At 52.3% G+C, this 15385-nt stretch carries 13 protein-coding genes and 1 pseudogene; 8 read left to right on the top strand and 6 right to left on the bottom strand.

Translation table 11 applies throughout. The annotated features are described in order from the left end of the window. Positions 1 to 4 precede the first annotated feature (4 nt). Genes ureC through QZ280_RS09085 form a run of 4 tightly spaced genes read right to left on the bottom strand, consistent with a single transcriptional unit; the run spans position 5 to position 3198 of the window. Positions 5 to 1765, bottom strand: coding sequence for an urease subunit alpha (ureC, locus tag QZ280_RS09100; protein ID WP_293442935.1), 1761 nt, complete (start codon positions 1763 to 1765; stop codon positions 5 to 7). Beyond that, positions 1765 to 2070, bottom strand: coding sequence for an urease subunit beta (locus QZ280_RS09095; RefSeq protein ID WP_293442932.1), 306 nt, complete (start codon positions 2068 to 2070; stop codon positions 1765 to 1767). The genes ureC and QZ280_RS09095 overlap by 1 nt, the downstream gene beginning before the upstream one ends. A 59-nt stretch (positions 2071 to 2129) precedes the next feature. Then, the gene (locus QZ280_RS09090) at positions 2130 to 2432 is read right to left on the bottom strand and encodes an urease subunit gamma (protein WP_293442929.1); all 303 of its coding nucleotides are present in this window, start codon (positions 2430 to 2432) and stop codon (positions 2130 to 2132) included. Between the two features lies 1 nt (position 2433). Beyond that, positions 2434 to 3198, bottom strand: coding sequence for an urease accessory protein UreD (locus QZ280_RS09085; protein ID WP_293442926.1), 765 nt, complete (start codon positions 3196 to 3198; stop codon positions 2434 to 2436). Between the two features lie 458 nt (positions 3199 to 3656). Between QZ280_RS09085 and urtA the strand changes: the two genes are divergently transcribed. The 5 genes from urtA (at position 3657) to urtE (ending at position 9635) form a co-directional block, all read left to right on the top strand. Then, positions 3657 to 4937 (top strand): urea ABC transporter substrate-binding protein, encoded by a 1281-nt coding sequence (gene urtA, locus QZ280_RS09080; protein ID WP_293442923.1) that lies wholly within the window; start codon positions 3657 to 3659, stop codon positions 4935 to 4937. Between the two features lie 74 nt (positions 4938 to 5011). Beyond that, positions 5012 to 6967 carry an urea ABC transporter permease subunit UrtB gene (gene urtB / locus QZ280_RS09075; RefSeq protein ID WP_293442920.1) on the top strand — a complete coding sequence of 652 codons (1956 nt, stop codon included), beginning with the start codon at positions 5012 to 5014 and terminating at the stop codon, positions 6965 to 6967. Positions 6968 to 6971: 4 nt separating this feature from the next. Then, positions 6972 to 8201, top strand: a complete 1230-nt coding sequence (urtC, locus tag QZ280_RS09070) for an urea ABC transporter permease subunit UrtC (protein ID WP_293442917.1) — start codon at positions 6972 to 6974, stop codon at positions 8199 to 8201. Beyond that, positions 8198 to 8938: an urea ABC transporter ATP-binding protein UrtD gene (gene urtD, locus QZ280_RS09065; protein ID WP_293442914.1), complete on the top strand. Its 741-nt coding sequence runs from the start codon at positions 8198 to 8200 to the stop codon at positions 8936 to 8938. The genes urtC and urtD overlap by 4 nt, the downstream gene beginning before the upstream one ends. A 1-nt stretch (position 8939) precedes the next feature. Continuing rightward, a complete protein-coding gene (gene urtE / locus QZ280_RS09060; RefSeq protein WP_293442911.1) occupies positions 8940 to 9635 on the top strand; it encodes an urea ABC transporter ATP-binding subunit UrtE in 696 nt (231 codons plus the stop codon). Between the two features lie 449 nt (positions 9636 to 10084). On the opposite strand, the gene QZ280_RS09055 is transcribed toward urtE, so the two are convergent. Continuing rightward, positions 10085 to 10390, bottom strand: a complete 306-nt coding sequence (locus tag QZ280_RS09055; protein ID WP_293442908.1) for a GNAT family N-acetyltransferase — start codon at positions 10388 to 10390, stop codon at positions 10085 to 10087. 861 nt (positions 10391 to 11251) lie between these two features. Beyond that, on the bottom strand, positions 11252 to 12421 hold the full coding sequence (pobA, locus tag QZ280_RS09050) for a 4-hydroxybenzoate 3-monooxygenase (RefSeq protein WP_293442906.1): 1170 nt from the start codon (positions 12419 to 12421) through the stop codon (positions 11252 to 11254). Positions 12422 to 12571: 150 nt separating this feature from the next. On the opposite strand from pobA, the pseudogene QZ280_RS09045 reads away from it, so the two are divergent. The 3 genes and pseudogenes from QZ280_RS09045 to QZ280_RS09035 all read left to right on the top strand — a co-directional run. Then, positions 12572 to 12924: pseudogene (locus tag QZ280_RS09045) on the top strand (DDE-type integrase/transposase/recombinase); the annotation flags it as partial. A gap of 288 nt (positions 12925 to 13212) precedes the next feature. Beyond that, positions 13213 to 14568, top strand: a complete 1356-nt coding sequence (locus tag QZ280_RS09040) for a TolC family protein (RefSeq protein ID WP_293442903.1) — start codon at positions 13213 to 13215, stop codon at positions 14566 to 14568. A gap of 18 nt (positions 14569 to 14586) precedes the next feature. Continuing rightward, on the top strand, positions 14587 to 15366 hold the full coding sequence (locus QZ280_RS09035) for a SapC family protein (protein WP_293442900.1): 780 nt from the start codon (positions 14587 to 14589) through the stop codon (positions 15364 to 15366). Positions 15367 to 15385: the final 19 nt, after the last annotated feature.

The raw sequence follows: 15385 nt of genomic DNA, 5'->3' as shown, positions 1-15385 counted from the left end.
CTCTTCAAAACAGAAAATAGCGCTGCGCCATGGGCAGCTCGCTTGCAGGTTCGCAGGTTAGCAGCTCGCCATCTGCACGCACTTCATAGGTTTCAGGATGCACTTCGATATCAGGCGTAGCTGTGTTCTTCTTAAGGTGAGATTTGCCAATATTGCGCGTGTTGCGCACAGCCAGTGTTTCCTTAGCCAACCCAAGCCGCGCACCGATGCCTGCGTTCTGTGCTGCGGCACTGACAAAGGTCACCGCAGAGTTTTCGACCGAGCGGCCGTAGGCTCCGAACATAGGCCGCGAATAGACGGGTTGCGGCGTCGGAATAGAGGCGTTGGGATCCCCCATTTGCGCCATCACAATTGTACCGCCAAGCAAAACCATCTCAGGTTTCACTCCAAAGAATGCAGGATCCCAGAGCACCAAATCTGCGCGCTTGCCTTCTTCGATACTGCCGATTTCATGTGCGATACCATGCGCAATCGCAGGGTTGATCGTGTATTTTGCAATATAGCGACACACACGGAAATTGTCGTTGTCGCCTGTCTCCTCCGCCAAGCTGCCACGCTGTTTCTTCATCTTATCTGCCGTTTGCCACGTACGGATCAACACTTCGCCAACACGTCCCATTGCCTGACTGTCAGAGGCGATAATCGAAAAAGCCCCCATGTCATGCAAGATATCTTCCGCTGCAATTGTTTCACGCCGGATGCGGCTTTCGGCAAAGGCGACGTCTTCGGGAATGGATTTGTCGAGGTGGTGGCACACCATAAGCATATCAAGATGCTCTTCCAGGGTGTTCACAGTGAAAGGGCGTGTTGGGTTTGTCGATGACGGTAGAACATGCTCTTCCCCACAGATCTTGATGATGTCAGGTGCGTGACCACCGCCAGCGCCTTCGGTGTGGAACGCATGGATCGTGCGCCCTTTCATCGCAGCGACTGTGTTCTCTACAAAGCCACTCTCGTTCAGCGTATCTGTGTGGATCATCACTTGAACATCCAAGGCATCCGCCACGGACAGGCAGCAATCGATTGCGCCTGGAGTTGTGCCCCAATCTTCGTGCAGTTTGAGCGCGCACGCACCGCCCAAAACTTGTTCCTCCAAGGCCGCAGGCAGCGAGGCGTTGCCCTTACCCGCAAAGGCGAGGTTCATCGGAAAGGCATCCGCCGCTTGCAGCATCCGACCTATATGCCAAGGACCGGGGGTACATGTTGTTGCCAGCGTGCCGTGTGCAGGACCTGTGCCGCCGCCAAGCATTGTAGTCAGGCCAGAATGCAACGCATCCTCAATCTGTTGCGGGCAAATGAAATGAATGTGCGAGTCAAACCCGCCCGCGGTAAGGATACGTCCTTCACCCGCAATCGCTTCTGTACCAGGGCCGACTATAATATCGACACCAGGCTGCGTATCGGGATTGCCAGCTTTGCCAATTTTATGGATGCGCCCATCCCGCAGGCCCACGTCAGCTTTGTAGATCCCCGAATGATCGACGATCAGAGCATTCGTGATGACCGTATCCACTGCACCATCCGCACGCGTGATTTGAGATTGGCCCATGCCGTCGCGAATGACTTTGCCACCACCAAATTTCACCTCTTCGCCGTAAAGCAAGGCGTTGCCACCCGTTCTTCTGCTGCTCGCAGCGCCTGCACGTTCGGCGATAAGATCGCGTTCAACCTCGATGATCAAATCGGTGTCGGCTAGGCGCAATCTGTCACCGACAGTCGGGCCAAACATTGCAGCATAATCTGCACGAGAAATGGATGCTGGCATCAGAGCGCTCCCATAATTTCTTGGTTAAATCCGTATATGCGGCGCGCGCCGCTGACAGGGATCAAGTTCACTTCGCGGCGCTGACCAGGCTCAAAGCGCACAGCGGTGCCAGCTGCAATATCAAGGCGCATGCCGCGCGCAGCCTCGCGATCAAACTCAAGGGCCGCGTTGGACTCAGCGAAATGGTAATGGCTACCCACTTGCACAGGACGATCGCCCGTATTGGCAACTATCAGTACGGTGACGGTTTGGCCTTGGTTCAGTTCGATCATGTCAGACGCAGGAAACAGCTCACCGGGGATCATGGGCGCACACTTAGGTTTGTCAGAGAAGTCTTTGAAAGGCGTTTCATCTGAAAGCTCCTTTAGCGAATGGGATTGTGAACGGTGACAAGCTTGGTGCCATCGGGAAAGGTTGCTTCGACCTGCACGTCGTAGATCATTTCAGCGATGCCGGGCATGCAGTCATTCGCGGTGATCACTTCCGCCCCCGCTTGCATCAGATCTGCAACCGAACAACCGTCGCGCGCGCCTTCCACCACCGCGTCCGTGATTAAAGCGATTGCTTCTGGGTGGTTCAGCTTCACGCCACGCTCAAGACGTTTGCGCGCAACTATCGCGGCCATCGCGATCAAAAGTTTGTCTTTTTCTCGGGGAGTTAGGTTCATATTAGATCATCCAGCATCGGGGAATTTCAGAGGTGTTCAATAAGCGCAGCACAGGAATGAGGGCTTTGCGCAGCGCATAACTATCAGGGGCGAGTAAGCGTAGAACCAGCATGTCTTTAGCGAGTAAACTGGCCCCTGCGGTATCGGGGAGCAACGCGCGCGCAGCGTCCAGATGGGTTTCTGCAAACGGGTCAACAAGCACCACACTTGCCATCGCGCCAGCTCCTCCGGCGACATTGCTGAGCGCAAGTTGCGCAGAGACATTCCCCGCAAGGTGCACGGCATCGATATAGGCGTGCTGCCCATCGCGCAGGATCTCAATGCGGTCGCGAAACTGGCAATTGTTGAGGTGCTCGCCCATCGCGGCACGGCCAAACACCAAGGGTTCAACCATCAAAAGTCGCGCAGTGCCATGCATGTTGATACGCAGGCGACGATGCAAAGCCGATCCTTCAAACAGAATGGTTTCCTGCGGCATCCAATTTAGCCGCGCTCCGTTTTCGACATGCAACGTATTACACACCTGCGCCTGCTGATCCGGCTGCGCCTTATAGGCGCGCTCGCAGGCTTGTGTGGTGAGAGTGAGCGTGCTGTTTTGTCCAGCTGTCGCGCTCACGCGCAGCTTGTCGCCGCCTGTTAAACCACCGGAAGTGTTCAAAATAACAGCATTCAACGCCGCATCGGGCTTGCGCGGAAACAGACATCTCGCCGAGCCCGCTTGATACAAGCGATCCAACACAGAGCGCGCGCCGCTATTTTTAATCACAAGCGTGATCTTGCCGCGCGCACGAGGTTGCCGCGCATAAGCTTCCTGAGAGGCTATGGTATGAAACTTTGTGATGCGGGACCTCTTGGGCTTTAAGAACGCATTCAACATCGATCGCTTCACCCCATTAGGGCCAGAAAAATCGCATAATTCGGCTTAGCTGTGCGCATCAGTGTTCAATTTTTGAGCAGTTAGCGCGAATGCCGTCTATTTTTTGTGCAAACACTCGGGTGCGAGACGGAAACCGCGCCGCAAGGTTTGCCATTCTAGCTGCGGTGCAGAATCAATAAGTCCATCTGCTAATTGACGACATCGTCGACAATTGGGGGTGTGTGACGACCGCGCGAATTGGACCTCGAAACGGCCGCCACACTTTTTGCAACATAAGCTGCGGGTGCAGCTAACGGAAGTCGGCGCTTTTGTGCAAGGCTTGTCAGTGCACCCGTGAGGAGAACTTCATGAACTTTCTAAAGACAACGCTCGCTAGCTCTGCTGTTTTCGCTGCTCTCACGAGCGCGGCCCTGGCGGCAGATGACACGATCAAGGTCGGTGTTTTGCACTCACTTTCTGGAACAATGGCTATTTCCGAAACGACGCTCAAAGACACGATGTTGATGCTGATTGATCAACAAAACGCCAAAGGCGGCTTGCTTGGCAAGCAACTCGAAGCCGTTGTTGTCGATCCTGCGTCCGACTGGCCGTTGTTCGCAGAAAAAGCGCGTGAGCTGTTGAGCGTTCATGAAGTCGACGTGATCTTTGGCAACTGGACATCTGTGTCGCGCAAATCCGTTCTGCCTGTCATCGAAGAGCTGAACGGCCTTTTGTTCTACCCTGTTCAGTATGAAGGCGAAGAAAGCTCCAAGAACGTCTTTTACACAGGCGCGGCCCCAAACCAGCAGGCGATCCCTGCAACAGATTATTTCCTGGAGGAACTGGGGGTTGAGAAATTCGCTCTGCTCGGCACAGACTATGTCTACCCCAGAACCACCAACAACATTCTTGAAAGCTACCTGCAGCAGAAAGATATCGCGAAAGACGACATCTTTGTGAACTACACGCCGTTCGGTCATTCCGATTGGTCCAAGATTGTCGCGGATGTCGTTGCGCTTGGCGCGGATGGTAAGAAAGTTGGTGTGATCTCAACAATTAACGGCGACGCGAACATCGGTTTTTATAAAGAGCTGGCAGCGGCAGGCATCTCTGCTGACGATATTCCAGTGGTGGCCTTCTCTGTCGGTGAAGAAGAGCTTGCGGGTCTTGATACATCCAACCTCGTCGGTCACCTCGCGGCTTGGAACTACTTCCAATCTGCAGATGCAGACGTGAACGCAGAATTCGTTGAAACGTGGAAAGCCACAATGGGTGAAGAGCGTGTGACTAACGATCCGATGGAGGCGCACTACATTGGTTTCAACATGTGGGTGAACGCCGCAACTGAAGCCAGCTCAACCGAAGTAGATGCAGTGCGCGCGGCAATGTACGGGCAGGAATTCCCGAACTTGACAGGCGGTACGGCTGTAATGTTGCCAAATCACCACCTCGCCAAGCCAGTCTTGATCGGTGAAATCCAGGACGACGGTCAGTTCGACATTATCTCTCAGACCTCCGAAGTTGCTGGCGATGCTTGGACGGATTTCTTGCCTGAATCAGCAGTTCTCAAGTCCGATTGGAAAGAGCTGGGCTGCGGTATGTACAACACCGAAACAAGCACATGCGTTCAGACGCTGTCCAACTACTAAGATCTGAAATCTGATTGGTGAGGGCGGCGTGTTCGTCCTTACCACCCCCTGCTTTTTACGCGGAATCCATCGACATGATTAGACTTTTCCTTGCGGGACTCGCATTCGTGCTGTCCTGTATGATTGCCAGCGCCCAAACCGCGACACTCCAGCCCGTGTTGCAAGAGCATGGCGCGCTGATCGCCAAAAGCTCGCGCAAGACGATTGCCCCTGCGATTGACGCGATCGCCACCAGTGGCGTGCCGCAAGCACAGGTATTTCTGGAGCAATGGGCGGGTAAGAACATCTGGATGCGTAAATCAGATGGTGTATTCTTTATTGGTGAAAAGGTGGGTGCGAAGACATATGCGCTGACGGACATTGATGGCGATGCAGGCTTTGACGGAGTCTCCAAGTCGGACCTCAAACAGCTCAAACCCAACAGCGGTGTGCGCGCGATGATCCAGACTGCGTTGGTACAATTCCAACTCAGCGATCCTGACCCATTAAAACGCCAAGACGCGCTCACCTCGATTGCGCGTGATCCTGAAGCGGGGCTGCTCGCGCCTTTGCGTGCCTCGATCGAGGGCGAAACGGATGACATCTTATTAACGCAAAAACAGCGCCTCGAACGTTTGTTGAGCATTGGTTACGATCCTGACACCGCTGAGCGCGTCGCGGCCATTAAGGATATGTCTGGCGATCTGGGCGTCGATGTGCGTGCTGCGGTGAACCCTTTGTTGAGAACCACTCGCGAAGTCACAGGCACAGAACTTCCACAAGATCGCAACATTGCGAGTATCCTGACACCTGGATCGGAGTCTTTGACGGAAACGGCAGCCTATGAACTACTCGTCGCCAAAGACCTCGCCCCGCCGTTGACAACACCCGACACCCTGCGCGCGGCCTTGGCCGCTAACATCGATCAAGGGCGCGTGGGTGGTATTCCCGTCGCTCAACTAGATTCCGATGAGAAACGCGGGGCGGCCTATGCCGCGCTCGCCCAAGCGGGCCTTGTATCCCCCTTGGTGACAGAGGCCGACATCAAAACGGCCCTTTCAAAGCACATCTTCTTCGACGCCTATAACGAGCCGTCATCAGACGTCACCGACACCGCAAAAGAGGCGTTGAAAACCATTGAAGCTAAGGTCGCAGCCAACCAAGTTCTCGATCTCACGCTTGATGCTCTCTCGCTCGCCTCGATCTACTTCCTTGCGGCGATTGGTTTGGCGATCACATTCGGTGTGATGGGCGTCATCAACATGGCGCATGGCGAATTCATCATGATGGGGGCCTACACAGGTTACGTCGTTCAACAGATCATTCTCGATAACACAGTCTCGATCATCGTGGCCATCCCGCTTGCCTTCGCGGTCACTTTCGCCGCGGGCGTCGCGATGGAGCGCTTGGTGATCCGTTGGCTCTATTCCCGCCCTTTGGAGACGCTGCTAGCCACCTTCGGCATCTCGATTGCACTGCAGCAGTTGGCTAAGAATATTTTTGGCACACAAGCGCGCCCACTCACTGCCCCTGGTTGGCTTGATGGCGCATGGGTCATCAATGACGTGGTGTCTATCAGCTACATCCGTATCGCGATCTTTGTGCTCGCTTTCGTGTTCCTCGCCATCTTCCTGTTCATCATGAAGCGCACGCGCTTGGGTTTAGAGACCCGCGCGGTTACGCAAAACCCGCGCATGGCTGCCTCGATGGGGATCAACCCAGGGCGCGTGAACATGCTCACCTTCGGGCTTGGCTCTGGGATTGCGGGCGTTGCTGGCGTTGCGATTGGACTGTTCGCGAAAGTCACGTCTGAGCTTGGCAACGACTACATTGTGCAAAGTTTCATGACCGTAGTCGTCGGCGGTGTCGGCAACATTTGGGGCACGCTTGCAGGGGCTGCGATGATCGGCTTTCTGCAAAAGGGGATTGAGTGGTTCAACCCGTCCAACACCTTGGCGGCGCAAACCTTCATGATCGTTTTCATTATTATTTTCATCCAATTCCGGCCAAGGGGCATCATCGCCCTCAAGGGCCGTGCGGCAGGGGATTGATCACATGCAACGCTCATTTATCGCTCGCAACCCGTCGGTCTTGCTCTTCCTCGCATTGCTTGCCTTGTTCACTTTAGTGGTCACGGTTCTGTCTGAAGGGTTTGGCGTTGGGGTGATTTCCACCAGCTTCGTTAAGACTTTGGGCAAAACGCTTTGTCTGTGCCTTGTCGCAGTCGCGATGGATTTGGTCTGGGGCTTCACGGGAATCCTCAGTCTTGGGCACTTCGCCTTTTTCGGGATTGGTGGATACATGATCGGCATGTGGCTGATGTATGAACGCACGCGCCTGATCGTGGTGCAATCGCTCTCGCAGGCAGAAATCCCGCCGACGCCAACCGAAGTCGTAGATGCCATCGGCAACCAGATTTTCGGGGTGGTCGGCTCCAGTGAGTTCCCTTGGATCTGGGGTTTCGCGGATAGCTTGTTCTTGCAATTGATCCTCGTGGTTCTTGTGCCCGGCCTTTTGGCTTTGGTCTTCGGTTGGCTCGCGTTTCGCAGCCGCGTTGCAGGGGTGTACTTGTCGATCCTCACACAAGCGATGACGCTGGCCTTAGCGCTTTACCTGTTTCAAAACGACAGCGGCTTGAGGGGCAACAACGGACTTTCAGGATTGCAAAACCTGCCAAATGTCAGCGCACCACAATCTGTGGTCTCACTCTGGTTCTTTTGGGGTTCTGCTTTTGCGCTAGCGATAGGTTATCTACTCGCGGCTTGGCTTGTGAGTGGCAAGTTTGGCTCCGTTATTCGCGGCATTCGCGATAATGAAGCGCGCGTGCGTTTCCTTGGCTATTCGGTCGAGATCTATAAACTGATGATCTTCACGCTGACGGCAATGATTGCTGGCATCGCAGGTGCGCTGTATTATCCGCAAGCGGGTATCATCAACCCCGCCGAGATTGCGCCTATCGCCTCGATCTACCTCGCGGTTTGGGTCGCGATTGGTGGGCGTGGCAGGCTTTATGGCGCCGTGATCGGTGCGGCCTTCGTCAGCCTATTGTCCACGTGGTTCACAGGCGGTCAGGCCCCCGATATCCAGCTTGGGTTCTACACGATAAAATGGGTCGACTGGTGGCTTGTTCTGCTTGGTTTGTCCTTCGTAGGCGTCACGCTGTTCGCGCCCAAAGGCATGGGCGGATTGGTGGATCTGTGGACAGCGCGCCGCACACCCAATCGTCACGGTGCAGATCTTGGCCCAGATGCAGGATCCTTGCGCGAGGCTGAGGCAAAACAATGAGCACACTTTTGGAAGTTTCCGGCGTGTCAGTCTCCTTCGACGGATTTCGTGCAATCAACAACCTCAGCTTTCGCATCGGTGTCGCTGAGATGCGTGCTGTGATAGGGCCGAACGGCGCAGGCAAAACCACATTTATGGACGTCGTGACAGGCAAGACCCGACCTGATGAAGGCCATGTACTTTGGGGCGAAAAATCGCAATCTCTGTTGAAGATGAGCGAAGCGAAGATCGCTCAGGCTGGTGTTGGGCGTAAGTTTCAGAAACCAACTGTTTTTGAGGACCAAACGGTCGAAGAAAACCTACTCATGGCACTCAAAAAACCGCGCGGTTGGTTTGCTGTGCTGGCCTATCGTCCGTCAGAGCACGATCTTGAGCACGTCGTAGAATTGGCGAAAGAGATTGGTCTAAGCAATGCATTGACGCGCAAATCTGGCGAGTTGAGCCACGGTCAAAAGCAATGGTTGGAAATTGGTATGTTGCTTGCGCAAGAGCCACGCCTGCTGTTGGTCGATGAACCTGCCGCAGGCATGACGCCAGCGGAACGAGAACAAACCACGGCCATTCTCGTTGAAGCTGCCAAAACGCGCGCGGTGGTCGTAGTCGAACACGACATGGAATTTGTGCGCCGCTTGAATTGCAAAGTGACAGTCCTGCACGAGGGCGCAGTGCTCGCCGAAGGCAGTTTAGATCATGTAACATCAAACCAAGACGTCATTGACGTATATCTGGGGCGCTAAGATGCTGAAACTAAAAGATGTCACGCTTCATTACGGGCATTCCCAAATCCTTCACGGAATTTCGATGCAGGCGGCGCAGGGCGAAGTCACTTGCGTGATGGGGACCAATGGCGTGGGAAAAACCAGCTTGCTCAAGGCGATTTCTGGCGCCCATCCGCGATCTGGCGGTACGATGTCGCTGGACGGCGAAAATCTCGAAAAATTACCTTCGCATTTGCTCGCGCGAAATGGCATTGGTTATGTACCGCAAGGGCGCGAGATTTTTCCATTGATGACTGTACGTGAGAATTTGGAAACTGGGTTCGCCTGTTTGCCCAGCTCTGAGCACCAAATTCCAGCCCATATTTATGAGCTGTTTCCCGTGTTGAAGCAGATGGGAACCCGAAGGGGTGGCGATCTTTCAGGCGGGCAACAACAGCAACTCGCCATCGCGCGCGCGCTGATTGCAAAACCCAAACTGCTGCTTCTTGATGAACCGACAGAGGGCATCCAACCAAACATAATCCAACAAATCGGCGAAGTGATCAGCCATCTGCGCGATCAAGGCGATATGGCGATTGTATTGGTCGAACAGTATTTCGAATTTGCTTATAAACTGGCCAATCAATTCGTGGCGCTTCGCCGGGGTGAGGTTGTCCTAAGCGGATCACCCGATGAAATTACGCGGCAAGATCTATTGAGCGTCGTCTCGGTGTAGCAAAGCCATTATGAACGGCCATACATTTTGGAAAGGTTCGAGGAAAGCTGAGTGATCAATTGGCTCCAGCACGACGTAAATAATAACTTTACGTTACATAACTAAGTGAATGTCTAATTCTGTAACACAGGCTGAATCGCAAGAGTAACCCTGCCGTGTAGCGCAAACGGATGCTGTGTTAACAAAACTCCCGACAAGCAATGGTGACGATGTCCGCGTCTTGTTGGTTTGATCTCTTCGCAATAAAAGGGCGTTTTCGGTTAGGTGTTTGAAACAAATTTGAATGGTTGCTTTGGTGAAAGCTGCTGCATTGCAAAAGCGATACTGCTGCAAGTTCGAACAAATGCCATTATCAGCTCCTTTTTACGATCATCGCCATTATCGAAAAGATCAAAAAATGTTGTTTGCAGAGGTTGATGCATCGCGCGGCGAATGTCGGATTCGAGCCCTTACCTGCAATCAGCCACAGCTCTCTGAAGCGGCTTCGCCAGCGTCAGACCGGTTTCATTCGTCGATTTGCAACCACAGCTTTCGTAGAATTTCTTGGCCGTTTTGGTGCTTTCCAATACGCATTCTCGACTGCCCATTTCGACAGCCACACTCTCTAAAAATTCGAGTAACGCTTTGCTTACGCCAGAGAACCGAGCATCAGGTCGAACGTAATTCAGCAAGACTTCTCCATAGTGATCTACCATTCCGACCCTAACAATTTCACTGGCTTTTATACCTACAAGCACGGTCGCATCGCCGCGCATGAGCCATTCCCCCACGTCGCTTCTGTCTTGTTGGACAACCAATCCGCAATTTTTCGAGCATCACTTTCATGCGTCTGCGACGCACAATTCGGAGATTGATCGACGCACCACATTGATTGCTTCAGCTCCATCGGCATCACATCCCTTTCGAATAATGATTTTCATCCATTCATCCTTTAGCCTGGCTTGGTGATGATAGAGAAAAGCCGTTGCGCGACAATGGTAACTTCGTCTGCAGTATGTGAATTTGCTGACCTCATGATTGTGTCATTGCAGCGAAAGTCCGGTTCCACGCGCCGCACCACAGCATCGCCGAGAGTGCGCGAAGGTCTGGTATGGACCGTAATTGGCATTACAAACTGGGTATTTCAGCGAGGATGCCGCATTCGATTTAATGGCAACTATGAGCCGAGAGTGCGAGCTGCCGCACTCAGCTTCAATGTCCAGAAATCACGGTAGGAAGCTGAGCGGCATGTTTTCGTCACTTGCGGATCGCGTTGGATGATATTCCAAGATTACCATCTTATCGTGAGAACAATGGAAGAACGACCATTTGAACTGCAGAAAGGAGAAGAAGATTGCTTCGAGGCCATAACGGTGATTATTTTTCAAATAGTGCAAAACCCGCTTTGCCCACAATATGTGAGTCCTGCTGCTATCGAAAATTGAAACTAAGACGCAGTCGGATTTCAGCTGCGAACAAAGAAACAAAATGTTCCCGAAAAAGTGGTGTGTCTTACTACTTATATAGTTTCCAGACTTGGGGTAAGATTTTCGACGGATAGAAATTGCACATGAAATAGAACCAGCCTGGGTTTTTGGCTTTAGATCTCGTAACGGAGGTACATCGCAACAGTCCTTTCAATAGGGCAACCCAACATAGTTCTCTGCCATTGCCTGCTGCGCGGCTTTGTTTGAGCGCAAAAACTCTAACTCAGCGATTTGCATTTTTTGGTCGAATTTTGATTGGTCGGGATAGCTATGCATCAAAGACGAGAACCACCAGCTGAAGCGTTCAGCTTTCCAGACCCGTGAAAGAGCCTTGGCTGAATAGGTGTCGATACCCTCACTACTTTGATTTTCGTAATAGTCGCGCAATCCATTGTAGAGGTAGTGAACATCGGAGGCAGCTGTGTTTAGCCCTTTGGCACCTGTCGGTGGCACGATATGGGCTGCATCGCCACAAAGAAACAAGCGGCCCCAGCGCATAGGCTCCGTCACAAAAGATCTAAGTGGCGCAATAGTTTTTTCGATGCTGGGTCCTGTGACAAGTTTGTTCGCCTGATCTGCTGGAATGCGGCGTTTTAGCTCGTGCCAGAACGCGTCGTCGCTCCAGTTCTCGGGCTTATCATTCAGCGAACATTGTATGTAATAGCGGCTCAGGTTCTCGTTACGCATTGAGCAAAGTGCAAATCCGCGGGGTGAATTGGCGTAGATCAGTTCGTGATTGACGGGCGGGGTTTCTGACAGAATACCAAGCCATCCAAAAGGATAGACTTTCTCATATTCGCGCCGCACCTCTATGGGAATGGTTTGGCGGCTAACCCCGTGAAAGCCATCGCAGCCAGCAACAAACTCACAGTCGATATGATTAGCTTTCCCATCAACAACGTAAGTGACATGCGGTTTGTCGGTATCTGCATTTTGGATCACCACATCTTCAGCATTAAAAACGATCGGAGCACTGCTTTGTTCAAGCGCGCTGTATAAATCACGGGTCACTTCGGTTTGTCCGTAGACCATAACGGGCTTACCCGCATGTTCGGTAAAGTTGATGCGAAACATCTCATCACCGTAAGAAATTAATGTTCCATCGTGAATGATGCCCTCGGCATGCAAGCGATCGGCGCAACCCGCTTGTTCCATCAGGCTCACAAGCCCTTGTTCAAGAACGCCAGCTCGTATGCGTCCTAATACATAGGCTTTTGTTTTGCGTTCGAGCACAACACTTTCGATCCCGCGTGTTTGTAAGAGCCGCGCCAGCAAAAGCCCGGACGGTCCGCCCCCGATAATTGCGACTTGAGTTTTCATGGATGTCTTTCTGATTTGTTTAGTGTTTTTAGCATGCTTAAGGATCGCAAGCGTTCTATTAGGTTATGGCCCTATTGAGTAGCCCCGTTTGAGTGGTCCAATTTGAAAGCTAGTGCATGCTTGGCCTTTGGTCCATCGGGATGATAGCCTCTGGTGCGGGCGGTTGATCACGAAGGCGAAGTGTTGGAAATCTATGTAATCAAACGCCGAGATTGCAAAGCTGCATTGAAATTCCTCAGTAAAACAAGAAACTATATGGTCGACTATATGTCATCGTGACTTATCCACTGCAATTTTATGGCGCTGCGATGAAGGTCATCGGCAATGCTGAACGATAAGAAACGGGTCGTTGGAAGAATAACAGAGCCGAGAATTCACACTTGCCTTTTCGTCGGCGAGAACGGGCAATGCTGCGCTTCCGCCGAACGCGAACTTTGCAGGAACTCGTTGCCGTTCATTCTTCAGTTTACAACCACTTCAACCAAGAACGCCACTTCTACAGTTGAGAAAATTTCAAATTCAAACGCGCCCTGGCTCTCGCCGAATGGCGTCAACTCTGTGCGGTATGAAGGCTGATTTCATTGCGCTTGCGGAGGCTGTGGCGCATTGTTTCTAACAACATCTTCACGCTGGAAGCGCGAAAGGAGAGCAAGCGATGGAATTGGTGCTTTGACGCTTCGTCAATTGGTGCTTTGACGCTTCGTCAAATTGCCCTTAACACTTGATTTTTCTATATTTTCTTTCCATAGACGAGTATCGCACCTAATTCTCGTGCCTTGGAAGGTAGCTAAATGTTGAAATCCTTTAGGACGCTGAATCACTTCTTATACATCTGGATTCTCGGAGCCAGTCTTGTATTTTTTAGTGTCCAATTGGCCAGCGCGCAGACTATCACGCTTTCACAAGCATATAAACGTATGCTCTCATTTGATCTCGAATTCGAGATTTTGGATCTTGAAGATGACGTCGCAGAGGAACTTATTCGCCAAGCGAAAGGCGAGCGGTATCCGCGCGTGAATTTGTCGGTGAGTTACGTGAAGACCCGTCAAGAGATTAAGAGCTCTGACAACACTACTTTTAGTTCGGGCGTTAGTACCTTCCCGACGACCACTGTTTCTTTCTCGGTTGTGCAGCCGATCTTTGATTTGCCGCGTTGGCGATCAATGGGATTGGCGCAATCGGAAGCCGAGCTGGCGAAGGCACGCGCTGAAGTCGTTCGCAACCGCATGGCCGCGCGAATGTCGTCGGCATTTGCTGGCGTAGCGCGAGCGCAGTTGCGTGTAGAGCGCGCGAAAGCATTTGTGCGGGCACGTTCACAATTGGAAAGCGCGCTAAGCTCGCAGGTTGATGCGGGTCGTGAAGAGATCGATGTCTTGTTCCGCGCGCAGGGAAATACCTTTGGCGCTAAGTCTGATCTTGCTGATGCAGAGTTAGGCAAGACAGAAGCGTTGTTCGAGCTGTATCGTTTTACCGGTCCAGGGTTTGAAAACGTCGCGTTTCGCGATCGCGGATTGTCCTCTGTCAACATGAACCGTTTGAAGCGCACTTTCTCGCGCGGCACTGCCAAAAGCATGTCGCCAGAAGTGCAGGCGGCAAAAGCGGGTGTGATCGTCGCGGAAAAGCAGCAGTTGCGTCAGAAGGGTAACTTCTACCCGACTGCGAGTCTCTCGATCGATGTGACCAGTGAGGAAACGGATGGATCGCTGTTTGGCGGTGGCTCGGATGTTTTGACTTCTGAGTTGGGCGTGAATGTAACGCAGTCCATCTATGAAGGTGGTGTGCGTCGCTCAAGAGTGCGCGAAGCGGATTTGCGTATTCAGATCGCTCAAGCACGTGTGAAGCAAGCAACAGATCTCGCGGGTCAGCGCTACACCGGATTGATGTCGTCGATGAAAAAAGCGCAATCGCAAGTGAGCGCGGTGTCGCGTCAATTACGTAAGGCGGATCAAGCGTTAGTTGCAACGCAAGATCGTGAGCAAGCCGGACGAGTAGGTGCAGCACAAACGATGGAAGCGCGTTTAAGGCGCGATACCCTAAGAACAGATGTGAAACTCGCAAGGCTTCGCGTCGTGCGTTTGCAATTTGAATTATACGCCTTGTTCGGGTCGCTCGATATCGATGCGATCTCCGGACAATTAGACAGTTAAAGAAATACTGGGAACACAATGACGAAACAACTCTTGATCTACGAAAATGTTACGCCACTTAACCGTGTCGATCACCGCGACATGTCGGTGCGCCAGACAAACAATTTCAAGTTCGCCGCAGAGACGAACTCTGTCCCTCTGGTTGATTTGGAATTCGTCAAAGCAGGCAGCGAGATGCCAATTGTTTTTGCCGAGACAGAAACCGGTGTCGTGTGTTTGGCATTGTTGGGTACAGAGCAAGATAAAAACGCATTTATCGATGCTGACAACAATTGGACAGGGAATTATGTACCGGCCTTTTTTCGTCGTTACCCCTTCGTTTTTGCGGTGCAAGATGATGGCGAGCAACTAACGTTGTGCATTGATGAATCCTATGACGGCATCAATAAAGACGGTATTGGCGAACGCTTGTTTGACGCGGAAGGCACAGAGACCAACTACATCAAGACGGTTTTGCAGTTCGCTGAGGAGTATCAAGCGACGTTCAATCGCACGCAGGCGTTTTGTGATCGTTTGGTTGAGAACGATCTGCTCGAAGAAGCCCGCATTGATTACACTTTGAATGACGGTAAAACGGGCGGCGTTACAGGCTTCAAGCGTGTGTCGGTTGAAAAATTCCGTGAGTTATCTGATGAGAAAGTTGTTGAGCTATTCCGCTCTGGCGATCTCGATCTCATTCAGATGCATATGATGTCTATGGCACAGGTTGAAGCGCTGGTCGGAAGAACGGCGAAGAAAATGGCCGAAGCAGATGCGACTGCAGAGTTTGAATCCGAGCCTAAGAAAAAATTGAATTAATTTTAAGCAGCCCGCGCTG

The sequence above is a fragment of the Planktotalea sp. genome (assembly GCF_018607995.1).
Taxonomy (GTDB): Bacteria; Pseudomonadota; Alphaproteobacteria; order Rhodobacterales; family Rhodobacteraceae; genus Planktotalea.
The sequence above is the reverse complement of the archived record's forward strand: the minus strand, read 5'-3'. Positions and strand labels throughout refer to the sequence as shown.